This window comes from Pseudomonas sp. P20 (genome assembly GCF_016463925.1).
GTDB classification, from domain to species: Bacteria; Pseudomonadota; Gammaproteobacteria; order Pseudomonadales; family Pseudomonadaceae; genus Pseudomonas; species Pseudomonas aeruginosa.
Map to the genome: position 1 here is coordinate 287,150 of NZ_JAEMVM010000002.1, position 16,810 is coordinate 303,959.

16 protein-coding genes, 3 tRNA genes and 1 pseudogene are annotated in these 16,810 nt (G+C 65.6%); 11 read left to right on the top strand and 9 right to left on the bottom strand.

What is annotated here, in order from left to right:
- Window positions 1-35: 35 nt before the first annotated feature.
- Window positions 36-800, bottom strand: a pseudogene (locus JHD77_RS33050) (MFS transporter); the annotation flags it as partial.
- Between the two features lie 137 nt (window positions 801-937).
- Complete coding sequence (locus JHD77_RS02355) at window positions 938-1,897, bottom strand: LysR family transcriptional regulator (protein WP_003143729.1); 960 nt, start codon at window positions 1,895-1,897, stop codon at window positions 938-940.
- A 129-nt stretch (window positions 1,898-2,026) separates the two neighbouring features.
- Between JHD77_RS02355 and JHD77_RS02360 the strand changes: the two genes are divergently transcribed.
- Both JHD77_RS02360 and JHD77_RS02365 read left to right on the top strand, forming a co-directional pair.
- Window positions 2,027-2,473 carry a universal stress protein gene (locus tag JHD77_RS02360; protein ID WP_003106084.1) on the top strand — a complete coding sequence of 149 codons (447 nt, stop codon included), beginning with the start codon at window positions 2,027-2,029 and terminating at the stop codon, window positions 2,471-2,473.
- A gap of 55 nt (window positions 2,474-2,528) precedes the next feature.
- Window positions 2,529-3,185, top strand: coding sequence for a thiopurine S-methyltransferase (locus tag JHD77_RS02365; RefSeq protein ID WP_003106082.1), 657 nt, complete (start codon window positions 2,529-2,531; stop codon window positions 3,183-3,185).
- A gap of 31 nt (window positions 3,186-3,216) precedes the next feature.
- Here JHD77_RS02365 and JHD77_RS02370 read toward each other — a convergent pair whose 3' ends face one another.
- The 4 genes from JHD77_RS02370 to JHD77_RS02385 all read right to left on the bottom strand — a co-directional run bounded on the left by JHD77_RS02370 (window position 3,217) and on the right by JHD77_RS02385 (window position 7,210).
- Window positions 3,217-4,344 (bottom strand): M14 family metallopeptidase, encoded by a 1,128-nt coding sequence (locus JHD77_RS02370; protein WP_003106079.1) that lies wholly within the window; start codon window positions 4,342-4,344, stop codon window positions 3,217-3,219.
- Window positions 4,345-4,484: 140 nt separating this feature from the next.
- The gene (htpX, locus tag JHD77_RS02375; protein WP_003090915.1) at window positions 4,485-5,360 is read right to left on the bottom strand and encodes a protease HtpX; all 876 of its coding nucleotides are present in this window, start codon (window positions 5,358-5,360) and stop codon (window positions 4,485-4,487) included.
- Window positions 5,361-5,493: 133 nt separating this feature from the next.
- Window positions 5,494-5,946, bottom strand: a complete 453-nt coding sequence (locus JHD77_RS02380) for a hypothetical protein (protein WP_003115276.1) — start codon at window positions 5,944-5,946, stop codon at window positions 5,494-5,496.
- Window positions 5,947-5,998: 52 nt separating this feature from the next.
- Window positions 5,999-7,210, bottom strand: a complete 1,212-nt coding sequence (locus JHD77_RS02385) for a pyridoxal phosphate-dependent aminotransferase (RefSeq protein WP_003098808.1) — start codon at window positions 7,208-7,210, stop codon at window positions 5,999-6,001.
- A gap of 184 nt (window positions 7,211-7,394) precedes the next feature.
- On the opposite strand from JHD77_RS02385, the gene msrB reads away from it, so the two are divergent.
- From msrB to ospR, 3 genes are all read left to right on the top strand, one after another.
- Window positions 7,395-7,793, top strand: coding sequence for a peptide-methionine (R)-S-oxide reductase MsrB (gene msrB / locus JHD77_RS02390; protein WP_003090911.1), 399 nt, complete (start codon window positions 7,395-7,397; stop codon window positions 7,791-7,793).
- Between the two features lie 111 nt (window positions 7,794-7,904).
- The gene (locus tag JHD77_RS02395) at window positions 7,905-8,390 is read left to right on the top strand and encodes a glutathione peroxidase (protein WP_003090910.1); all 486 of its coding nucleotides are present in this window, start codon (window positions 7,905-7,907) and stop codon (window positions 8,388-8,390) included.
- Window positions 8,387-8,878 (top strand): hydroperoxide stress response transcriptional regulator OspR, encoded by a 492-nt coding sequence (gene ospR, locus JHD77_RS02400; protein WP_003098805.1) that lies wholly within the window; start codon window positions 8,387-8,389, stop codon window positions 8,876-8,878. Before JHD77_RS02395 ends, ospR begins: the two co-directional genes overlap by 4 nt.
- A gap of 18 nt (window positions 8,879-8,896) precedes the next feature.
- Here ospR and sagS read toward each other — a convergent pair whose 3' ends face one another.
- On the bottom strand, window positions 8,897-11,257 hold the full coding sequence (gene sagS, locus JHD77_RS02405; RefSeq protein ID WP_003116565.1) for a two-component system sensor histidine kinase/response regulator SagS: 2,361 nt from the start codon (window positions 11,255-11,257) through the stop codon (window positions 8,897-8,899).
- Between the two features lie 82 nt (window positions 11,258-11,339).
- Between sagS and JHD77_RS02410 the strand changes: the two genes are divergently transcribed.
- Together JHD77_RS02410 and JHD77_RS02415 are read left to right on the top strand one after the other, a co-directional pair.
- Window positions 11,340-12,230, top strand: a complete 891-nt coding sequence (locus JHD77_RS02410) for an ATP-binding protein (RefSeq protein ID WP_003143737.1) — start codon at window positions 11,340-11,342, stop codon at window positions 12,228-12,230.
- Window positions 12,227-12,709: a GAF domain-containing protein gene (locus JHD77_RS02415; RefSeq protein ID WP_003090905.1), complete on the top strand. Its 483-nt coding sequence runs from the start codon at window positions 12,227-12,229 to the stop codon at window positions 12,707-12,709. The genes JHD77_RS02410 and JHD77_RS02415 overlap by 4 nt, the downstream gene beginning before the upstream one ends.
- Before the next feature lie 9 nt (window positions 12,710-12,718).
- Here JHD77_RS02415 and JHD77_RS02420 read toward each other — a convergent pair whose 3' ends face one another.
- The gene (locus JHD77_RS02420; protein ID WP_003114770.1) at window positions 12,719-13,381 is read right to left on the bottom strand and encodes a glutathione S-transferase family protein; all 663 of its coding nucleotides are present in this window, start codon (window positions 13,379-13,381) and stop codon (window positions 12,719-12,721) included.
- A gap of 61 nt (window positions 13,382-13,442) precedes the next feature.
- Window positions 13,443-14,216: a hypothetical protein gene (locus JHD77_RS02425; RefSeq protein WP_003160567.1), complete on the bottom strand. Its 774-nt coding sequence runs from the start codon at window positions 14,214-14,216 to the stop codon at window positions 13,443-13,445.
- 217 nt (window positions 14,217-14,433) lie between these two features.
- Here JHD77_RS02425 and JHD77_RS02430 point away from each other — a divergent pair.
- The 4 genes from JHD77_RS02430 to arr all read left to right on the top strand — a co-directional run bounded on the left by JHD77_RS02430 (window position 14,434) and on the right by arr (window position 16,749).
- A tRNA-Glu gene (locus JHD77_RS02430) sits at window positions 14,434-14,509 on the top strand.
- Window positions 14,510-14,511: 2 nt separating this feature from the next.
- A tRNA-Gly gene (locus tag JHD77_RS02435) sits at window positions 14,512-14,587 on the top strand.
- Window positions 14,588-14,671: 84 nt separating this feature from the next.
- Window positions 14,672-14,747: transfer RNA gene (locus JHD77_RS02440), tRNA-Gly, on the top strand.
- Between the two features lie 424 nt (window positions 14,748-15,171).
- On the top strand, window positions 15,172-16,749 hold the full coding sequence (arr, locus tag JHD77_RS02445) for an aminoglycoside response regulator cyclic di-GMP phosphodiesterase Arr (RefSeq protein WP_003143739.1): 1,578 nt from the start codon (window positions 15,172-15,174) through the stop codon (window positions 16,747-16,749).
- Window positions 16,750-16,810: the final 61 nt, after the last annotated feature.

The window sequence follows — 16,810 nt, forward strand, 5'->3', positions numbered from 1 at the left end:
TCGTTGACCAGGAACAGCCCCAGCAGGAGGCTGCCGCTGCCCAGCAGCAGGCAGATCAGCGGCGACTCGAACCAGTCCAGGCGTTCGCCTTGCAGCAGACCGATCACCAGGGCGCAGATCGCCGGGAAGCCGGTGAGCAGGCCGATGCCGTCGAACTGGCGGAAGCGTTCCAGGCGCACCGGGTCCTGGGGGATGCCATGGGACACCGCGGCCATCGCCACCAGGCACAGTGGAATGACCTGCCAGAACACCCACTGCCAGCCGACGTATTCGAACCAGAACGCCGCCAGTGGCAGGCCCAGGTTGGGCCCGAAGGTCGCGGTGAGGGCATAGGCGCCCAGGCCATAGAGCTTTATCCCGGGTGGCAGGAAGCGTAGCGCCACGGTCATCAGCATTGGCGGCAGGCAGCCGGCCATCAGCCCTTGCAGGGTGCGCAGGACCAGCAGGCTCTCGAGGTTCGGCGCGAACGGACAGAGCAGGGCCAGCAGGGCGAAGCCGCCGATGGCGAAGAGCGTGAAGCGGCGCAGGGAAAAGGTCACCGAACACCAGGGCGCGAATGCCATGGCGGCGACCTGGGTGGCTTCGTAGAGCACGGTCAGCCAGGTGCCTTCGTCATGGCCAATGGCGAGTGCGCCGCGCACATCGGTCATGGCGATCTCGGTGACATGACCATTGAGACCGGCGGTGAGCGAGGCGAGCAGCACGCCGAGCAGGCCTACCACGATGCGCGCGCCGAAAGGCTGGGCGGCGGGGGCTGCGGTTGGCGTCGGCTGGCCGAGCGGGGTGGCGAGCGAAGTCATCGCGACCTCGCTACGGCGAGGGTGGGGAAACAAGGCATGGGCGGAAACTCTTCTGATTTCCGCCGCAGTCTAGGAGCGTCCCGGTAGTGTGAAAATTGAAATGATCGAAATGAATCAGTGCATTTTGTGCATCTGTTTCAGTTGGAGCCAAGCAGCGGATGGGGATCGCTCTGCACTTCCTCGCAAATCCGCTTGATCGTTTGCCGGAACCAGCGGTGCGCGGGATCGTTGTCGAAGCGTGGATGCCAGGCCTGGACCACCATCACGGTCTTCAACGGCACCGGGATGTCGAACTGGCGCAGGCCCAGGCCCAGTCGGTTGGCCCGCCACAGGGAATGCTCGGCGATCGGCAGCAGCAGGTCGGAGCCGGGCAGGGCGAAGATCGCCGAGTGGAAGGTCGGGCTGATCAGCTTGACGTCGCGCTTCAAGCCGAGTTCTCCCAGGGCCTGGTCCAGCGGTCCATGGTTGAGGCCACGACGCGAGACGGCGATATGCGGAAAAGCGACGAAGCGCTGCGGAGTGATCTCGCCGTCGAAGATCGGGTGCCCCTGGCGGGCCAGGCCGACGAAGCGGGTGGTGAGCAACTGCTGGGTCTTGACCTCGGGTTCCATCCAGGACGAGGCGCCGATGTAGAGGTCGATGCGGTTCTGCCGCAGTGCCTCGTCGTCGATGTCCGACTCCTGCACGAAGCGCAGGGTGCAGCGCGGCGCCTCCTCGGCGAAGATCTCCAGCAGGCGTATCGACAGACCGCCGACCAGGGTGTTGTTGGAACGCAGGGTGAAGCAGCGCTCCAGCTTGTCCAGTTGGATGGTCTCGCGAGTGTTGAACAGGTCGCGGGCCTGGTCCACCAGTTGCCGGACCTGCTCCTGCAGTTCCAGGGCACGGGGCGTGGGCACCAGCTTGCGGCCGGCGCGGACCATGATCGGGTCGCCTACCGCCTCGCGGATCCGTGACAGGGTACGGCTCATCGCCGGTGGGCTGAGGTGCATGCGGCGCGCGGCTCCGACCACGCTGCCCTCTTCGAGAAGAACGTTGAGGGCGACCAGGAGATTCAGATCGGGAAGATGCATGGAGTGGAAGTATAAGCACGCTGGCATGCGCAGGGTGCAGTCTTTCGTTCTCCCAGGCGTGCGTTCGCTGCATTGCTGGATTGCGTTCGCGGTGCCTTTACGCGCACCGGTGGCTGCCGAAGAATGCCGGTGCACGCTCTATCCGAGGATTTGCCGATGTTCCATACGCTCCTGGTCGCCATCGACGGCGGCCCGCAGACCCGTCGCATTGCCGAGCTGGCGCGGCAGGCCGCCGCGCCGGGCGCGCGGGTCCACCTGCTGTGCGCGGTGGACGCCGGCTATGCGTTGCCGGGCCGGCCGACGCTGCTCGACTATCCGCCCGCCGCGCACGAGTGCGAAGAGGCCCGGCAGGTGCTCGACGAGGCTTGTGCGCTGCTAGCCGGGTGCGAGCTGGAGGTACGGGCCGAGCTGCGTGCCGGCGACCCGGTGCAGGTGATCCTGGGCGAGGCGCGGCGCCTGGGCTGCGAGCTGATCGTCATCGGCCATCGGCACCTGGGACGGCTGGAGCGCCTGCTCGATCCTTCGGTCGGCGACCGGGTGATCCGCGAGGCGCCGTGTCCGGTGCTGGTGGAAGTGCGCGAGGGAGATGCGCAGGGGAGTTGACCTGCCGGCCGATTGTCGCCACCTTGCGGTTTTTCCCACGAATGCGGAGGACAGGATGCAGGCGGATTTTTGGCACGCCCGCTGGGCGAACAACCAGATCGGCTTCCACCTGGACGAGATCAATCCCTACCTGATGCGCCACCTGTCGCGGCTGCGACTGCAAGCGGGCGAACAGATCCTGGTGCCGTTGTGCGGCAAGACCCTGGACCTGGCCTGGCTGGCCGCCCAGGGACTGGAGGTGCTGGGGGTGGAGCTTTCGGAAAAGGCCGTGAGCGACTTCTTCGAGGAGCACGACCTGCGCCCCGAGATCGATCAACTGGATGGTTTCCGCCGCTACCGGGTCGCCGGCATCACCCTGCTGCAGGGTGATTTCTTCGCCTTGCAGGCAGAGCACCTGGCGCAGTGCAGGGCGTTCTACGACCGCGCCGCGCTGATCGCCCTGCCGCCGGAGATGCGCGAGCGCTATGCCGGGCATCTCCAGGCGGTCCTGCCGACGCGCAGCCTCGGCTTGCTGGTCACCATCGACTACCCGCAGGCGGAGATGGCCGGTCCGCCGTTCGCCGTGCCCGACGAGGAGGTGCGTGGCTACTACGCTGGCGGTTGGCGGATCGAGGAACTGGAGCGCGGCGACGTGCTCGGCGTCAACTGGAAATTCCTCGAGCGCGGGGTGTCCTGGCTGGACGAGGCCGTCTACCTGCTGGAGAGAGGCTGAAACGGGGCGCCGCGCGGCGCCCCGTCCATTTTCAGCGGAGTTCGTCGACCAGTACCGCAAGGGTGCTCAGGACGTCCTGGCCGAGCCGCTTGGAGCGGGCGCCGGACCAGCCGGTCCCGGGCTCCGGGTTGTCGTCGTGGTCCTTGAACGGCATCTCGATGGTGAACGCCAGGCAGTCGTAGGTCTGCCCGACGAAGTTGCAGGCCAGCGCCAGGTTGGCCTGGCCCGGCGCACTGCGTGGGTAGCCATGGCGGATCTGGAATTCGCCGCGCGCCATCAGTTCCTCGCGGAAGCGTTGCTCGAGCCGTTCCAGGCGGGGCGTATAGCCCGGGTTGCCCTCGCAGCCGGCGGCGAATACGTGGGGGATTTCCTCGTCGCCGTGGATGTCGAGGAACAGGTCGACGCCATGGCGCTTCATCTCCTGCTGGACGAACCAGACTTCCGGGCTGCGCTCGGCGCTCGGCTCCAGCCAGGCCCGGTTGAGATCCTGGCCGGCGGCGTTGGTGCGCAGGTTGCCGTGGAACGCGCCGTCCGGGTTCATGTTCGGCACCAGGTACAGGTCGGCCTTTTCCAGCAGGCGCTGCATTTCCGTATCGTCCGGCCGCTGCAGGCGCTCGATCAGGCCTTCCATGAACCATTCGGCCATGTGTTCGCCGGGATGCTGCTGGGCGATGACCCACAGCTTCAGGTGGCTGTCGGGATGGCGCCTGACCCGCAGCAATTCGATGTCGCGGCCTTGCACGCTGGTGCCGACGGCGAGCCGTTCGACGCCCTCGATGCCGAGCGCACGTTCGACCAGGCGGGCATGCCGTTCGCGGCTGTAGGGCTCGAAGTAGGCGAAGCGGACTTCGCTTTCCTCCGGTTCCAGCTGGAAATGCAGGCCGTCGGCGTCGTATTGCGACGGCACGCGGAACCAGCGTTCGCCATCGTACGAGGCGACTGCCTGGTAGCCGCTCCAGGCATGGCTGTAGGCCGACTGGCCGGCGTTGACCAGGGTGAAGCGGTGCTCGGTGGCGGGAGCCATGCCCTCGACCTTGAAGTGGAACCACTGGAAATGCTGGCTGGCCAGGTCGGGACGGATCGCCAGGCGGATCCGGCGGGGATCGCTGGCATCGATGACCTGGATGTTGCCGCTGTCGAAATCGGCGCGGATCTGCATGGGAACCTCATCGGGCGAAATCACGGACCCGCATGTTCCGGGGCTGGCTCGCGGCTGTCAAAGCGACCATGGATAGGTGGCTTTCCCGGGCATAAAAAAAGGGCGACCGATGGTCGCCCTGTCCCAAGTGTGAAAGCGGATCAGCGTGCGCTGGCGCGCAGCGCTTCGATACGATCTTCCAGCGGCGGGTGGCTCATCAGCAGGCCGGCCAGGCCGTGCTTGAGGCCGCCATTGATGCCGAAGGCGTTCAGGGTGTCGGGCATCTGCACCGGCACGCCCTGTTCCGAACGCAGGCGTTGCAGCGCGGCGATCATCGCGCCGGTGCCGGCCAGGTGGGCGCCGGCGGCGTCGGCGCGGAACTCGCGGCGGCGCGAGAACCACATGACGATGATGCTGGCGAGGATGCCGAGCACCAGTTCGGCGAAGATGGTCGCGACGAAGTAGCCGATGCCCGGGCCGTCCTCGTTCTTCAGGATGGCCTTGTCGACGAAGTTGCCGAAGATCCGCGCGAAGAACATCACGAAGGTGTTCACCACGCCCTGGATCAATGCCAGGGTGACCATGTCGCCGTTGGCGACGTGACCGATCTCGTGGGCGAGGACGGCTTTCACCTCATCGGGCGAGAAACGTTCGAGCAGGCCCTGGCTGACCGCGACCAGCGCGTCGTTCTTGTTCCAGCCGGTGGCGAAGGCGTTGGCCTCGTAGGCGGGGAAGATGCCGACCTCCGGCATCTTGATGCCGGCTTCGCGGGACAGCTCTTCGACGGTTTGCAGCAGCCACTGTTCGTGACGGGTGCGCGGCTGGCTGATGACTTCGGTACCGGTGCTCATCTTCGCCATCCACTTGGAGATGAACAGCGAGACCAGCGAACCGGCGAAACCGAACACGGCGCAGAAGACCAGCAGGCTGCCGTAATTCTGGCCGGTGAAGCGGTCCACCCCGAGCAGTTTCAGGGTGATGCTGGCAATCACCAGGACTGCCAGGTTGGTGGCCAGGAACAACAGGATGCGCATCATGGTGTAAAGCTTCTCCTCACGGCTGAAGGCACGGAGCGCGGTTCGCAGGCCGCCGGGGCGGGCGAACGGGCTCCTGATAATCATGCGGGGTTATATAAGGGGCGGTCCATGGCGATTCAATCGAGGGACTATTTCAAACTGTGTCGCCTTGCGCGCCCAGGTTGCCCTCGAACAGCAGGCGGGTCAGCCCGGCCAGGCGTTCGCCGTCGCCCTGCGCCAGCGCCTGGCGCAACTGGTTGGCCAGGCTGGCCTGTTCGCGGCGCACGCTGGCCGGCGCCTCGGCCAGCGCCGCCGCGGCCCGGGGGACGATACGGGTAAGTCTTAGGAAGGCCTTTTCGCTGAGCACCGCCTGGTCGAGAGCCTCGTAATGAATGGTGTTGGCGAAGCGCAGGTAGCCTTCCTCGGCGAGCCAGAGCAACGCGCCCAGACAACTTTGGTGACGTTTGCTCGGCAGGCCGAACTCGTCCGGCGCCTCGCGGCCGATCAGGTCTTCGACGTAGAGCGCGGTCTTGCGCGGAAACGCCTGGTAGAGAAGCAGGAGGCCGCCAGCGGCGTCCTTGTGGAAGTCGTCGATCTGCAGGTCCATGGATGGGTCGCCGGGCAGGGCGGCGCCAGCGGCGCCGCGGGAGCGGGGGGGGTTACTGCTGGTAGCCCTTGAGGAAGCTGCCGATGCGCAGGATCGCCTGCTCCAGGTCGTCGACGCGGGGCAGGGTGACCACCCGGAAGTGGTCGGGCCACGGCCAGTTGAAGGCGGTGCCCTGGACGATCAGCAGTTTTTCCGAGAGCAGTAGGTCGAGGACGAACTTTTCGTCGTTGTGGATCGGGCAGACCTTCGGGTCGATCCGCGGGAAGGCGTACAGCGCGCCCATCGGCTTCACGCAGCTGACGCCGGGGATGTCGTTGAGCAGTTCCCAGGCGCGGTTGCGCTGCTCCAGCAGGCGCCCCGGCGGCAGGACCAGATCGTTGATGCTCTGGTAGCCGCCCAGGGCGGTCTGGATCGCGTGCTGCGCCGGGACGTTGGCGCACAGGCGCATGTTGGCGAGGATGTCGAGACCTTCGATATAGCTCTGTGCCCGCTGCTTGGGCCCGGAGATCGCCACCCAGCCGGAGCGGAAGCCGGCCACCCGGTAGGATTTGGACAGGCCGTTGAAGGTCAGGCAGAGCACGTCCGGCGCCAGCGAGGCGGTGGAGACGTGGACGGCGCCGTCGTAGAGGATCTTGTCGTAGATCTCGTCGGAGAACAGCACCAGGTTGTGCTGGCGGGCCAGTTCGACCATGCCTTCCAGCACTTCCCTGGAATACACCGCGCCGGTGGGGTTGTTCGGGTTGATGATCACCATCGCCCTGGTGTTCGGCGTGATCTTCGCCTTGATGTCTTCCAGGTCCGGCCACCAGTTGGCCTGCTCGTCGCACAGGTAGTGCACCGCCTTGCCGCCGGCGAGGCTGACCGCGGCGGTCCACAGCGGGTAGTCGGGAGCGGGGATCAGCACCTCGTCGCCGTTGTTCAGCAGCGCCTGCATGGACATCACGATCAGTTCCGACACGCCGTTGCCGAGGTAGATGTCCTCGATGCCGACGCCTTCCACCTGCTTCTGCTGGTAATACTGCATCACTGCCTTGCGCGCGCTGAACAGGCCCTTGGAGTCGCTGTAGCCCTGGGCGGTCGGCAGGTTGCGGATGACGTCCTGGAGAATTTCCTCGGGAGCTTCGAAACCGAACGGCGCCGGGTTGCCGATATTCAGCTTGAGGATGCGGTGACCCTCTTCCTCTAGGCGTTTGGCGTGCTTGAGCACCGGCCCGCGAATGTCATAGCAGACGTTGGCGAGCTTGTTCGATTTGCTGACCTGCATGATGTGTCGAGTCCCGAAGTGAGCGAACACCGTGGAACAGGCTGCGAAAAGCCCGCTGGATCGCGGCTTGGCAGGCTGTAACGCGGATGACAGACTGGCGTCTATAAGGAGCACGCATGATACGTGCGGCCCGTCCCCCGGAAAAGGGAGCGCCGGGCATTTTTCAGATCGCGAGGTAGAGCCGATGAGCAAGATCGACAAACCCCTGGACTCCTGGCGCGAGGAGTTGACCGAAGAGCAGTTCCACATCTGTCGCCTGGGCGGTACCGAACGCGCCTTCAGTGGCGAATACCACGCCACCAAGACCCCCGGGATCTATCATTGCACCTGCTGCGGCACGGCGTTGTTCGACTCCGACGCCAAGTACGACTCCGGCAGCGGTTGGCCGAGCTATTTCCAGCCGGTGGACGCCGAGGCGGTCCGCGAACTGGACGACTTCAGCCACGGCATGCATCGCATCGAAGTCCGCTGCGGCCGCTGCGATGCCCACCTGGGGCACGTCTTCCCGGATGGCCCCCGGCCCACCGGGTTGCGTTACTGCATCAACTCGGCCTCGCTGAAGCTGGTGCCGCGGGAGAGCTAGAGAGCGACGACCCGTCTTTGGTTCGGGTCGTTTTTCATTCAATCAATTTGTGTGCAATTGAATTGCGAGCTACTTTGTTTCGAGACCCACCCTCAACAAGGAAGACAAGCCATGAGCGATTCGCTGCTGAGCATTCCCTGCACCACCATCAAGGGCGAACAGAAGACCCTGGCCGACTTCGGCGGCAAGGCGCTGCTGGTGGTGAACACCGCCAGCAAGTGCGGCTTCACCCCGCAGTACCAGGGGCTGGAGGCCTTGTGGGAAAAATACCGTGAGCGCGGACTGGTGGTGCTCGGGTTCCCCTGCAACCAGTTCGGCAAGCAGGAACCGGGCGACGAGGGCGAGATTTCGCAGTTCTGCGAACTGAACTACGGGGTGAGCTTCCCGCTGTTCAGGAAGATCGAGGTCAACGGCGCCGGCGCCCACCCGTTGTTCGTCAGCCTGAAGAAGCGCGCGCCGGGCCTGCTCGGCAGCCAGGGCATCAAGTGGAACTTCACCAAGTTCCTGATCGGCCGCGATGGCCAGGTGGTGAAGCGCTATGCGCCGACCACCAAGCCGGAGGAGCTGAGCTCGGCGATCGAGGCGCTGCTTGAATGAGCACCCGGGGAAAAGTCGCCAGGCCGGATGGCGTCGAAGAATCGCTGCTGCTCGACAACCAGCTGTGTTTCAAGCTGTACGCCGCCTCGCGCGCGGTGATCCGCGGCTATCGGCCGCTGCTCGAACAGATCGGCCTGACCTACCCGCAGTACCTGGTCATGCTGGTGCTCTGGGAGTGGCATGCGAGCCCGCCGGAGCAGCCGACGGTGAAGGCCTTGGGCGACCGCCTGCTGCTCGACTCCGGAACCCTGACGCCCTTGCTCAAGCGTCTCGAACAGCTCGGCCTGGTGGATCGCCGTCGCGCCAGTCACGATGAGCGGGAAGTGCACCTGACGCTGACGGTGCCGGGGATCACCTTGCGCGAACGGGTCATTCCGCTGCGCCAGCAGCTGATCTGCAGCACCGGTTTCGACCTCAACGAGATGTTCGACCTGCACCAGCGCCTGGGCGGATTGCTGTCGCGCTTCCGTCTGGCGGTAGGAGGCTAGCCGTCGTCGCGAGGCCGGCTAGTCGCTCGCGGTGAGCGGGCACCAACGGTCGAGGATGGCTTTCAGTTCGTCGCGGTGGAAAGGCTTGGCCAGGTAGTCGTCCATGCCGGCGGCACGACAACGTTCGCGCTCGTCCGGCAGGGCGTTGGCGGTCAGCGCGATGATCGGCAGGCCGCCCCAGCGTCCGCTGTCGCGGATCTGCCGGGTCGCTTCGTAGCCGTCCATCACTGGCATGTTGCAGTCCATCAGGACCAGGTCGATGGGATGCTCCTCCAGCATCTTCAGGGCATTCAGCCCGTGTTCGGCGATCCATACCTGGCAGCCGAGCTTGTGCAGCAGGCCCTTGGCGACCAACTGGTTGACCGGGTTGTCCTCCACCAGCAGGACCCGGGTGTTGCGCTGTTCTCCCGTGGTGTCCGAGGCGCTCGACGGGGCTATGGCAGTGTGTTCGAGCACGTGTTTCAGGGCCTGGTACAACTGGTTGCGACTCAGCGGCCTGGCCAGTTGGCGCAGCGGCGACAGGCGGCGGGCCAGCTCCGGTTCGAGGAAACTGCCGTAGGCGGTGACCAGCAGGATCGGCGTACCGATGCTCGGACGCAGTCCCATCAGACAGTCCGGGCAATCCGATATCAGTACGTCGAGCGAGTGGCCGAGCAGGCTGTCGTCGGTCTCCAGACGCTTGTACTCCAGGCCCCAGCGCGGCAGCCAGGTTTGCAGCAGCTGCGCCAGCCCGCTGTTGGCCGAGCATTGCGCGATCACCCGGCCGCGCAGCGGCAGCGCCTGCAGCGGAGGGCTGACCGGCGCCAGCGGCAGGCCGACGCTGAACAGGCTGCCCAGGCCGACCGTCGACTCCACCGTCAGCTCGCCCTGCATGGCCTCGCACAGCTTGCGCGTGAGGGCCAGGCCGAGGCCTGTGCCGCCGTATTGGCGGGTGATACCCGCGTCGGCCTGGGTGAACGGTTGGAAGATGCGATCCAGCGCCTCCTGGGCGATGCCGATGCCGGTGTCGCGCACACTGATGCGCACACCCTCGGCGGTGGCTTCCACGCGAACGTCGACCCGCCCCAGGCGGGTGAACTTCAGCGCGTTGGACAGCAGGTTGCTGACGACCTGGCGAATCCGCGTCGGGTCGCCGGAAACCTGGGCGGGCAGGGCGGGGTCGACCAGGCAGGTCAGCTCCACGCCGGCCGCGGCGTTCTGCGAGAGGAGGCTGGCGGTGTCTTCCACCAGGACGCCCAGGTCGAACGGGATCTGTTCCAGGACCAGTTGCCCGGCCTCGAACTTGGAGAGGTCGAGCACGTCGTTGAGCAATTCCACCAGCACCTTGCCGGAGTCGTGGGCGATCGACAGTTGCTGGCGCTGTTCCGGGGTGAGCGGGCCGTCGAGGCTCAGCGAGAGCATGCCGAGCAGGCCGTTCAGCGGCGTGCGGATCTCGTGGCTCATGTTGGCCAGGAAGCTGGCGCGGGCCTGGGCCATATCGAGAGCGGTCTGGCGGGCTTCTTCGAGTTCCTGGTTGGATAGCGTCAGGCGCGCGTTGGCGGCCTTCAGCTCGGCGGTACGGGCGGCGACGATGCTTTCCAGCTCCTCCAGGTACTGGGTCAGGCGGTTCTCCGCCTCCCGGCGCTGTTCGATCTCTACCGAGATGCGCCCGAGCTGGCGGTTGATGACTTCCACCAGCACGCCGATCTCGTCGCGTTCGTGGCCCTTGGGGCAGGGCAGGCGCATGCGTGCCGGCGAGCGTGGATCGTGTCCGCTGAGGGCCTGGATCAGGCTGACCAGGGGCTTGGTCAGCAGGGTATAGAAGAGCACCAGCAGGATCAGCGACAGCAGCAGGCTGCGCACGAAGCCGGAGAGCAGGGTGATGCCGGCGCGACGGAGGAAGTCGTTGCCGAACACGAAGGTGTCGATTTCCAGGTGCAGTACGCCGAGGGCCTCGCCCGGCGCATGGTCGACATGCAACGGGTCCTCGTAGACCCGCTTGTGGCCGAAGAGGAAGTCGCTGAGCGGCCGCAGGCGGCTTTCGGCGGGTTCGCGCGAGGCGCTGGCCAGCGGCAGGCCGGAGGTGTCGATGATTTCCGCGCGGACCACGGCGGGCGAGCGCAGCAGGCCGAGGACCAGCTCCTGGGCCAGCTCCGCATCGATGTTGTAGGCGATTCGCGCGGCGGGGTTGTGGCTGACGTCCAGCAGCGCGCGCACTTCGCGATTGATGGATGCGTCCTGGCTGGCATAATCGACGCCAACCTGAATCAGGCTGAGCAGGGTTCCCAGGATAAAGGCCACCAGCACGGTGAGGCTGGCCTGTTTGAACGACAGGCGATGGGTCAGCGCTATATCCATGGGGGCGGGGATCAGCCTTGGCGAGGTTCTGCCGCCTAGCATAGCCCATCCCGACCGTCTGTCGGGGTTCCTGGGCGCAACCGATGATCGATCCGTGACGTCAGTCCGATCCGAGGAGAACAGAGTGGATTCCCGATTGAGCGATTTTCTTGCCCGCGCCGAAAGCGTGCTCGCGCGCCTGGAGCCGCTGCTGCCGGCCGTACGCGAAGCCGTCGACTGGGAGCGCAGCCTGGCGGCGCGCTGGCACCGCGACGGCCGTAGCGGCTACCTGCAGCCGCTGGAGGTCAGCCTCGACCTGCGCCTGGCCGACCTGCTGGGCGTAGAGCGGCAGCGCGAGCAACTGGAACGCAACACCCGCCAGTTCGTCGCCGGCCAGCCGGCCAACCACGCCTTGCTCTGGGGGGCCCGCGGGACCGGCAAGTCCTCCCTGGTTCGTGCGCTGCTGGCCGAGCTGGCCGGCGCCGGGCTGCGCCTGATCGAGATCGAGCGCGACCACCTGGCCGACCTGCCGCGCGTGGTGGAGCAACTGCAAGGCCTGCCACAGCGCTTCGTGCTGTTCTGCGACGACCTCTCGTTCGATGCCGGGGAAGGCGACTACCGGGTACTCAAGAGCGTGCTCGACGGCTCGCTGGAACAGGCGCCGGAGAATGTGCTGCTCTACGCCACCTCCAACCGCCGGCACCTGGTTTCGGAGAAGCAGAGCGACAACGAGAACTGGAAGATGGTGGACGGCGAGCTGCATCCCAACGAAGCGGTGGAGGACAAGATCGCCTTGTCCGACCGTTTCGGCCTGTGGCTGTCGTTCTATCCCTTCACCCAGGAGCATTTCCTCAGCGTGGTTCGCCACTGGGTGGACGTGCTCGCGGAGAAGGCCGGGCTGGCCTGGAGCTGGAGCGAGGAACTGGAGAAGGAAGCGATCCGCTGGGCGCTTGGCCGCGGCAACCGCAACGGCCGTTGCGCCTATCAGTTCTCCCGCTACTGGGTGGGCAAGCAACTGCTGGAGCGCCAGGCATGATCGATCTGCAGCAATCTGGCGCCGGGCTGGCCGGCTACGCCCTGCTGGCGGCGCAGGCCGAGGCGCTGTTCGCCGACGAGCGCGATTTCATCGCCAACGCCGCGCAGTTCTCCGCCTTTCTCTTCCATGAGCTGGGCGACCTGAACTGGGCCGGCTTCTATCTGAACCGCAACGAGGAGCTGGTCCTGGGACCGTTCCAGGGCAAGGTCGCCTGCGTCCGCATCCCCTTCTCCAAGGGCGTCTGCGGCGCCGCGGCGCGTACCCGGCTGACCCAGCGGGTAGACGACGTCCACGCGTTTCCCGGCCACATCGCCTGCGACAGCGCTTCCAGCAGCGAACTGGTGGTGCCCCTGCTCAAGGACGGCCGCCTGGTCGCTGTGCTCGATCTGGACAGCCCGAGCGTGGGACGCTTCAGCGCCGAGGACCAGGCCGGGATCGAAGGCCTGGTGGAGATATTCCTGCGCCTGACGGACTGCTGAGCGACGCGTTCAGGCTTTCGCTGCGAGCTTGTCGAGGGTCCGTCGTTCCCCCGGCAGCAGCGCTTGCATCGCCGGGCGTTCGAGCATCCGCGCGAAATGCGCGGCGAGGGCCGGCCAGCGTTGCTCGTCCAGGTTTTCGCCGGCGTGACGCAGGTTGACCAACTGGCTGGCGATCGCCAGGTCGGCGAGGGTCAGTCGCTCGCCGACGAAGAAGGCCCGGCCGTCGAGATGGTTTTCCAGGTAATCGAAGTGCGCTGGCAGCTTTTCCTCCAGCGCGCGACGCACGTCGTTCTCCTCGCAGGCCTGGCCCATCGCCGGCTTGAGTATCCGGTTGCGGAAGATCGTCAGCGTGGCCAGGGGAGCGATCTCGTAGTCGGCGTATTTTTCCAGCCAGCGCACCGCTGCGCGGCTGGCGGGGGCGTCGCCCTGGAGATTCGGCGGTTCGGGATAGCGTTCTTCCAGGTACTGGCAGATCACGCTGGAGTCGGCGAGGGCCAGGTCGCCGTCGCGTAACGCCGGGATGCGGCCCAGCGGGCTGATCTCGCGATACCAGGCCGGCTGGCCGAACGGGGCGATCGCTTCCAACTGGTAGTCGAGGCCCTTTTCGGCCAGGAGCAGGCGGACCTTGCGGACGAACGGAGACAGCGGGGCTCCGTAGAGTGTCAGGCTCATAACGATTTCCTCGGTCGATATGAGCCTGGGTTATAGCACGGCTGCCGTGGGCAGGCCGGAATCAGTCGTAGACGTTCTTCTTCTTCCACAGGTCGTCTGCATCGAGGGCCTTCAATCCCTCGTTGAGTTCGCTGGGCTCCTCGCTCGCCGGCTGGCTGTTGTTCAGCACCATCGCGTTGGCGCGGGCCAGCTGCGCTTCCATCTGCTGCAGCTCCGCCTGGTAGCGCGCCAGCTCGGGCTGCTTGCGCAGATACTGGGCGCCGCGTTCGAAGGCCAGGCGCGCCTGGCGCGGTTCGTTCTGCTGCAGGGCCTGCTGGCCGAGATTGCCGAAGAACTCGATATGCAGGCGCACCAGGAGGTGGCGAATCTCCTTGACCCAGATCTGCGCCTCGCTGCGCGGCAGGTGGCCGTCCTGGGTGAAACGGGTGAGCTGGGCATGCAGGGCTTCGAAGAGGAAGCGGACTTCCTTGGCCTTGTCCTCGGTCAGGATCGCCTGGGGCGGATTGCGCACCGGGATCGACTCGCCCTTGGCGACCAGCGCGCGCAACTCTTCTATACGAGCCTTGAGCCCGGCATCGGCTTTCTTCTGCAGCGCCAGTTGCTGCTCGCTGAGGCTGAGCTCGATCTGGCTCATCAACAGCTTCAGCGACGGGCTGACGAACTGGCCGGGAAGGCTCTCGGAAATCTGCGCGCAGCGCCGGACCCGGTCGTTGAGTTCGGCTTTCAGGCGCGCTTTCTCCAGCTTGCTGTTTTCCACCACGTGGTTGATATAGCCAATGGCGATTAGGAGGGCGATCCCGCCGATGATGAGGGCGGTAATGAGGAGTGGCGACACCTTGGGACTCCGCTGTAAGAATTTTCTCAGTCTAATGTCTTGGTGCTACCACTGATAGCAGCAGCTCATTATTTGCACAGAAGTCTTTGATTTAAAAAAATTTTCTCAGAAGGGTTGACGCCTCCCCGGACGCTCCATAAAATGCGCGCCACTTCCAGCGTGAAGCCAAACGCGAAACACTGGAAGCCGGAAAGATCTGTTGTAAGTTCCGGGCCGCGTCCCCTTCGTCTAGTGGCCTAGGACACCGCCCTTTCACGGCGGTAACAGGGGTTCGAGTCCCCTAGGGGACGCCATTGCGGGAATAGCTCAGTTGGTAGAGCACGACCTTGCCAAGGTCGGGGTCGCGAGTTCGAGTCTCGTTTCCCGCTCCAAATTCTACAACCTGGCTTCGGCGGGGTTGGTGAAAGTTAGGCGTCAAAGGTTCGGTTTCGGCCGAACGGGCAACAAGTTGTAACGCGGGAATAGCTCAGTTGGTAGAGCACGACCTTGCCAAGGTCGGGGTCGCGAGTTCGAGTCTCGTTTCCCGCTCCAAACATGATCCAGGTTTCGGCCTGGGTCGAAGAGAAAAGGGCCTTCGGGCCCTTTTTTCGTTTCTGCGCCCCAGGCTGCTCGTCCTGGTCTCCTTTACTTGCCTCGTTCTGCCGTTCAAGCCCCGCTGTCTCGCGGTAGCGAGGACGTCCCGGGTCCCGCGCGCTGGACGCCTTTTCCGTCGCGTTCGGCGGCGGAGGCGGGCGCGGTCGCTCGCCAGGCTTCTGGGGTAAGATTCGTTCCGGGCGCCGGCTGCGTTGCGCCGCAAATAGGTGCAGGCTGGCGCGAGCGAGCCGGCTCTGTCGGGGTGTTCCCGTCGCCGGACGTTGTCGGATTCGTGCTTGTATTTTCAATCTCATACGGACATGACCCTGATCCCGGCAATCCCGGGCGGGCTTCGTGCAACTTGCGCGGGAGCGTGGCACCTATGCAGATCGGCAGGCCGCGGCGGGACAGTCTCTTTCATTTCGGTATCGTGATCGCCGCGCTCGCGGCCGTCCCGTTGCTCATGGCGCCGCTGGTGTACCAGCAGGCCAGGATGCGTGCCGAAGGCGAGGCCGCGGTAACCTCTGTCGCCATTCTTCGCCAGTTGGACACCCTGCTCGGCGTTGTCTCGGACAGCCTGGACAAGAGCCAGGAGGCGGTGGGCAAGCCGTGCCGGGAGGTCCTGGGCCGATTGACCCGGATGACCATGCTGAGCCCGTATTTCCGCTCGCTGGTCCTAGTGGAACGCGAGAACGTCTATTGCTCCTCCCTGCGGGGCGAGTTGCACGATCTGCCGTTGCAGGTGGCCTTCAAGGCTTTGGGCAGCCTGCCGGCCGGGCAGCGCATCACCCCCAGCAACGCGACGCCGCAGGTACCGGAGCGGGCTTCGGTCATCATGTCGCGTGGCGATGAAAACGGATCCGGCGTGCTGGCGATAATCGACGGTCAGTACCTGCTGGATATCCAACAGGCGGCTTCCTACGACGAACGGTTCCAGGTGCAGATGGTCCTGAGACAGTCGCAGCGACAGCTACCCGGCGGCGCGCCCGCCACCGGCGATGGCGTCGCCGTAGCGGCTTCGGCAAGGTTTCCGGTCGAGGTGCGGGTGGCGGTCGCTCCCGCGCTGGCCAGCGCCTATCGTGCCGATGCCTGGCGGCATTACGCCCCCTTCATCCTCCTGGCCGCGTTGCTGGCGGGATATCTGGCGCACCTGTTCTGCCGTCGCCGGCTGTCGCTGGTCGGCGACATGTATCGGGCCATGCGCGCCCGTGAGTTCCACATGGTCTACCAGCCGATCATCCACCTCGATACCGGAGAGTGCCGGGGCGTCGAGGCGTTGGTGCGCTGGCAGCGGCCGGACAGGAGTCAGGTGCGGCCGGACATCTTCATCCCCCTGGCCGAAGACAACGGCATGATCGGCGATCTGACCCGGCACATCTTCGGCCTGGTCGCCGCCGACCTGGCGCAACTGGGCCTGGGGGCGGGCGATCATCTCGGTGTCAATGTCAGTGGCTCGCACTTGGCGAGCCATGGGTTCGTCGACGACGTGCGGCGTTTGCTCGGCGCCATCGGCAGCGAAGGCCCGCAACTGGTCCTGGAAGTCACCGAGCGCGAGGCGCTGCCGCACGATGCGCAGTTGCAGCACAACATCCAGCAACTGCGCGAGCTTGGCGTGCAATGGGCGCTGGACGATTTCGGCACGGGGCAAAGCTCGTTGTCCCACCTGCAGAAGCTGCATGCGGACTTTCTCAAGATCGATCGCTCGTTCGTCAGCAGCGTCGGCAGCGGATCGGTGAATGCCGTGGTGCTGGAGACGATCATCGCGCTGGCGCAGCGCCTGGACCTGGCCATGACCGCCGAAGGCATCGAGACCCGGGAGCAGGAACAGTACTTGTGCGGGCACAGCATCCAGTGGGGGCAGGGCTACCTGTTTTCCCCGCCGCTGAAGGCGGCCGAGCTCTGGGCGTGGCGCAACAGCCGGCGCGGCGCAGAGCGCGAGGCGCGCGTAGCGGCGAGCTAGAGGGGCAGATGAGCGTGCGGCGGAAGCGCAAAGAGTCGCGCCGGCGTGCGTACGGCGCGAG

What these genes read in the sequence shown, in the direction of transcription:
- JHD77_RS02355 (WP_003143729.1), bottom strand. Translation starts at nt 1,897, where the DNA reads ATGCCAGCGTGCTTATACTTCCACTCCATGCATCTTCCCGATCTGAAT.
- JHD77_RS02360 (WP_003106084.1), top strand. Translation starts at nt 2,027, where the DNA reads ATGTTCCATACGCTCCTGGTCGCCATCGACGGCGGCCCGCAGACCCGT.
- JHD77_RS02365 (WP_003106082.1), top strand. Translation starts at nt 2,529, where the DNA reads ATGCAGGCGGATTTTTGGCACGCCCGCTGGGCGAACAACCAGATCGGC.
- JHD77_RS02370 (WP_003106079.1), bottom strand. Translation starts at nt 4,344, where the DNA reads ATGCAGATCCGCGCCGATTTCGACAGCGGCAACATCCAGGTCATCGAT.
- htpX (WP_003090915.1), bottom strand. Translation starts at nt 5,360, where the DNA reads ATGATGCGCATCCTGTTGTTCCTGGCCACCAACCTGGCAGTCCTGGTG.
- JHD77_RS02380 (WP_003115276.1), bottom strand. Translation starts at nt 5,946, where the DNA reads ATGGACCTGCAGATCGACGACTTCCACAAGGACGCCGCTGGCGGCCTC.
- JHD77_RS02385 (WP_003098808.1), bottom strand. Translation starts at nt 7,210, where the DNA reads ATGCAGGTCAGCAAATCGAACAAGCTCGCCAACGTCTGCTATGACATT.
- msrB (WP_003090911.1), top strand. Translation starts at nt 7,395, where the DNA reads ATGAGCAAGATCGACAAACCCCTGGACTCCTGGCGCGAGGAGTTGACC.
- JHD77_RS02395 (WP_003090910.1), top strand. Translation starts at nt 7,905, where the DNA reads ATGAGCGATTCGCTGCTGAGCATTCCCTGCACCACCATCAAGGGCGAA.
- ospR (WP_003098805.1), top strand. Translation starts at nt 8,387, where the DNA reads ATGAGCACCCGGGGAAAAGTCGCCAGGCCGGATGGCGTCGAAGAATCG.
- sagS (WP_003116565.1), bottom strand. Translation starts at nt 11,257, where the DNA reads ATGCTAGGCGGCAGAACCTCGCCAAGGCTGATCCCCGCCCCCATGGAT.
- JHD77_RS02415 (WP_003090905.1), top strand. Translation starts at nt 12,227, where the DNA reads ATGATCGATCTGCAGCAATCTGGCGCCGGGCTGGCCGGCTACGCCCTG.
- JHD77_RS02420 (WP_003114770.1), bottom strand. Translation starts at nt 13,381, where the DNA reads ATGAGCCTGACACTCTACGGAGCCCCGCTGTCTCCGTTCGTCCGCAAG.
- arr (WP_003143739.1), top strand. Translation starts at nt 15,172, where the DNA reads ATGCAGATCGGCAGGCCGCGGCGGGACAGTCTCTTTCATTTCGGTATC.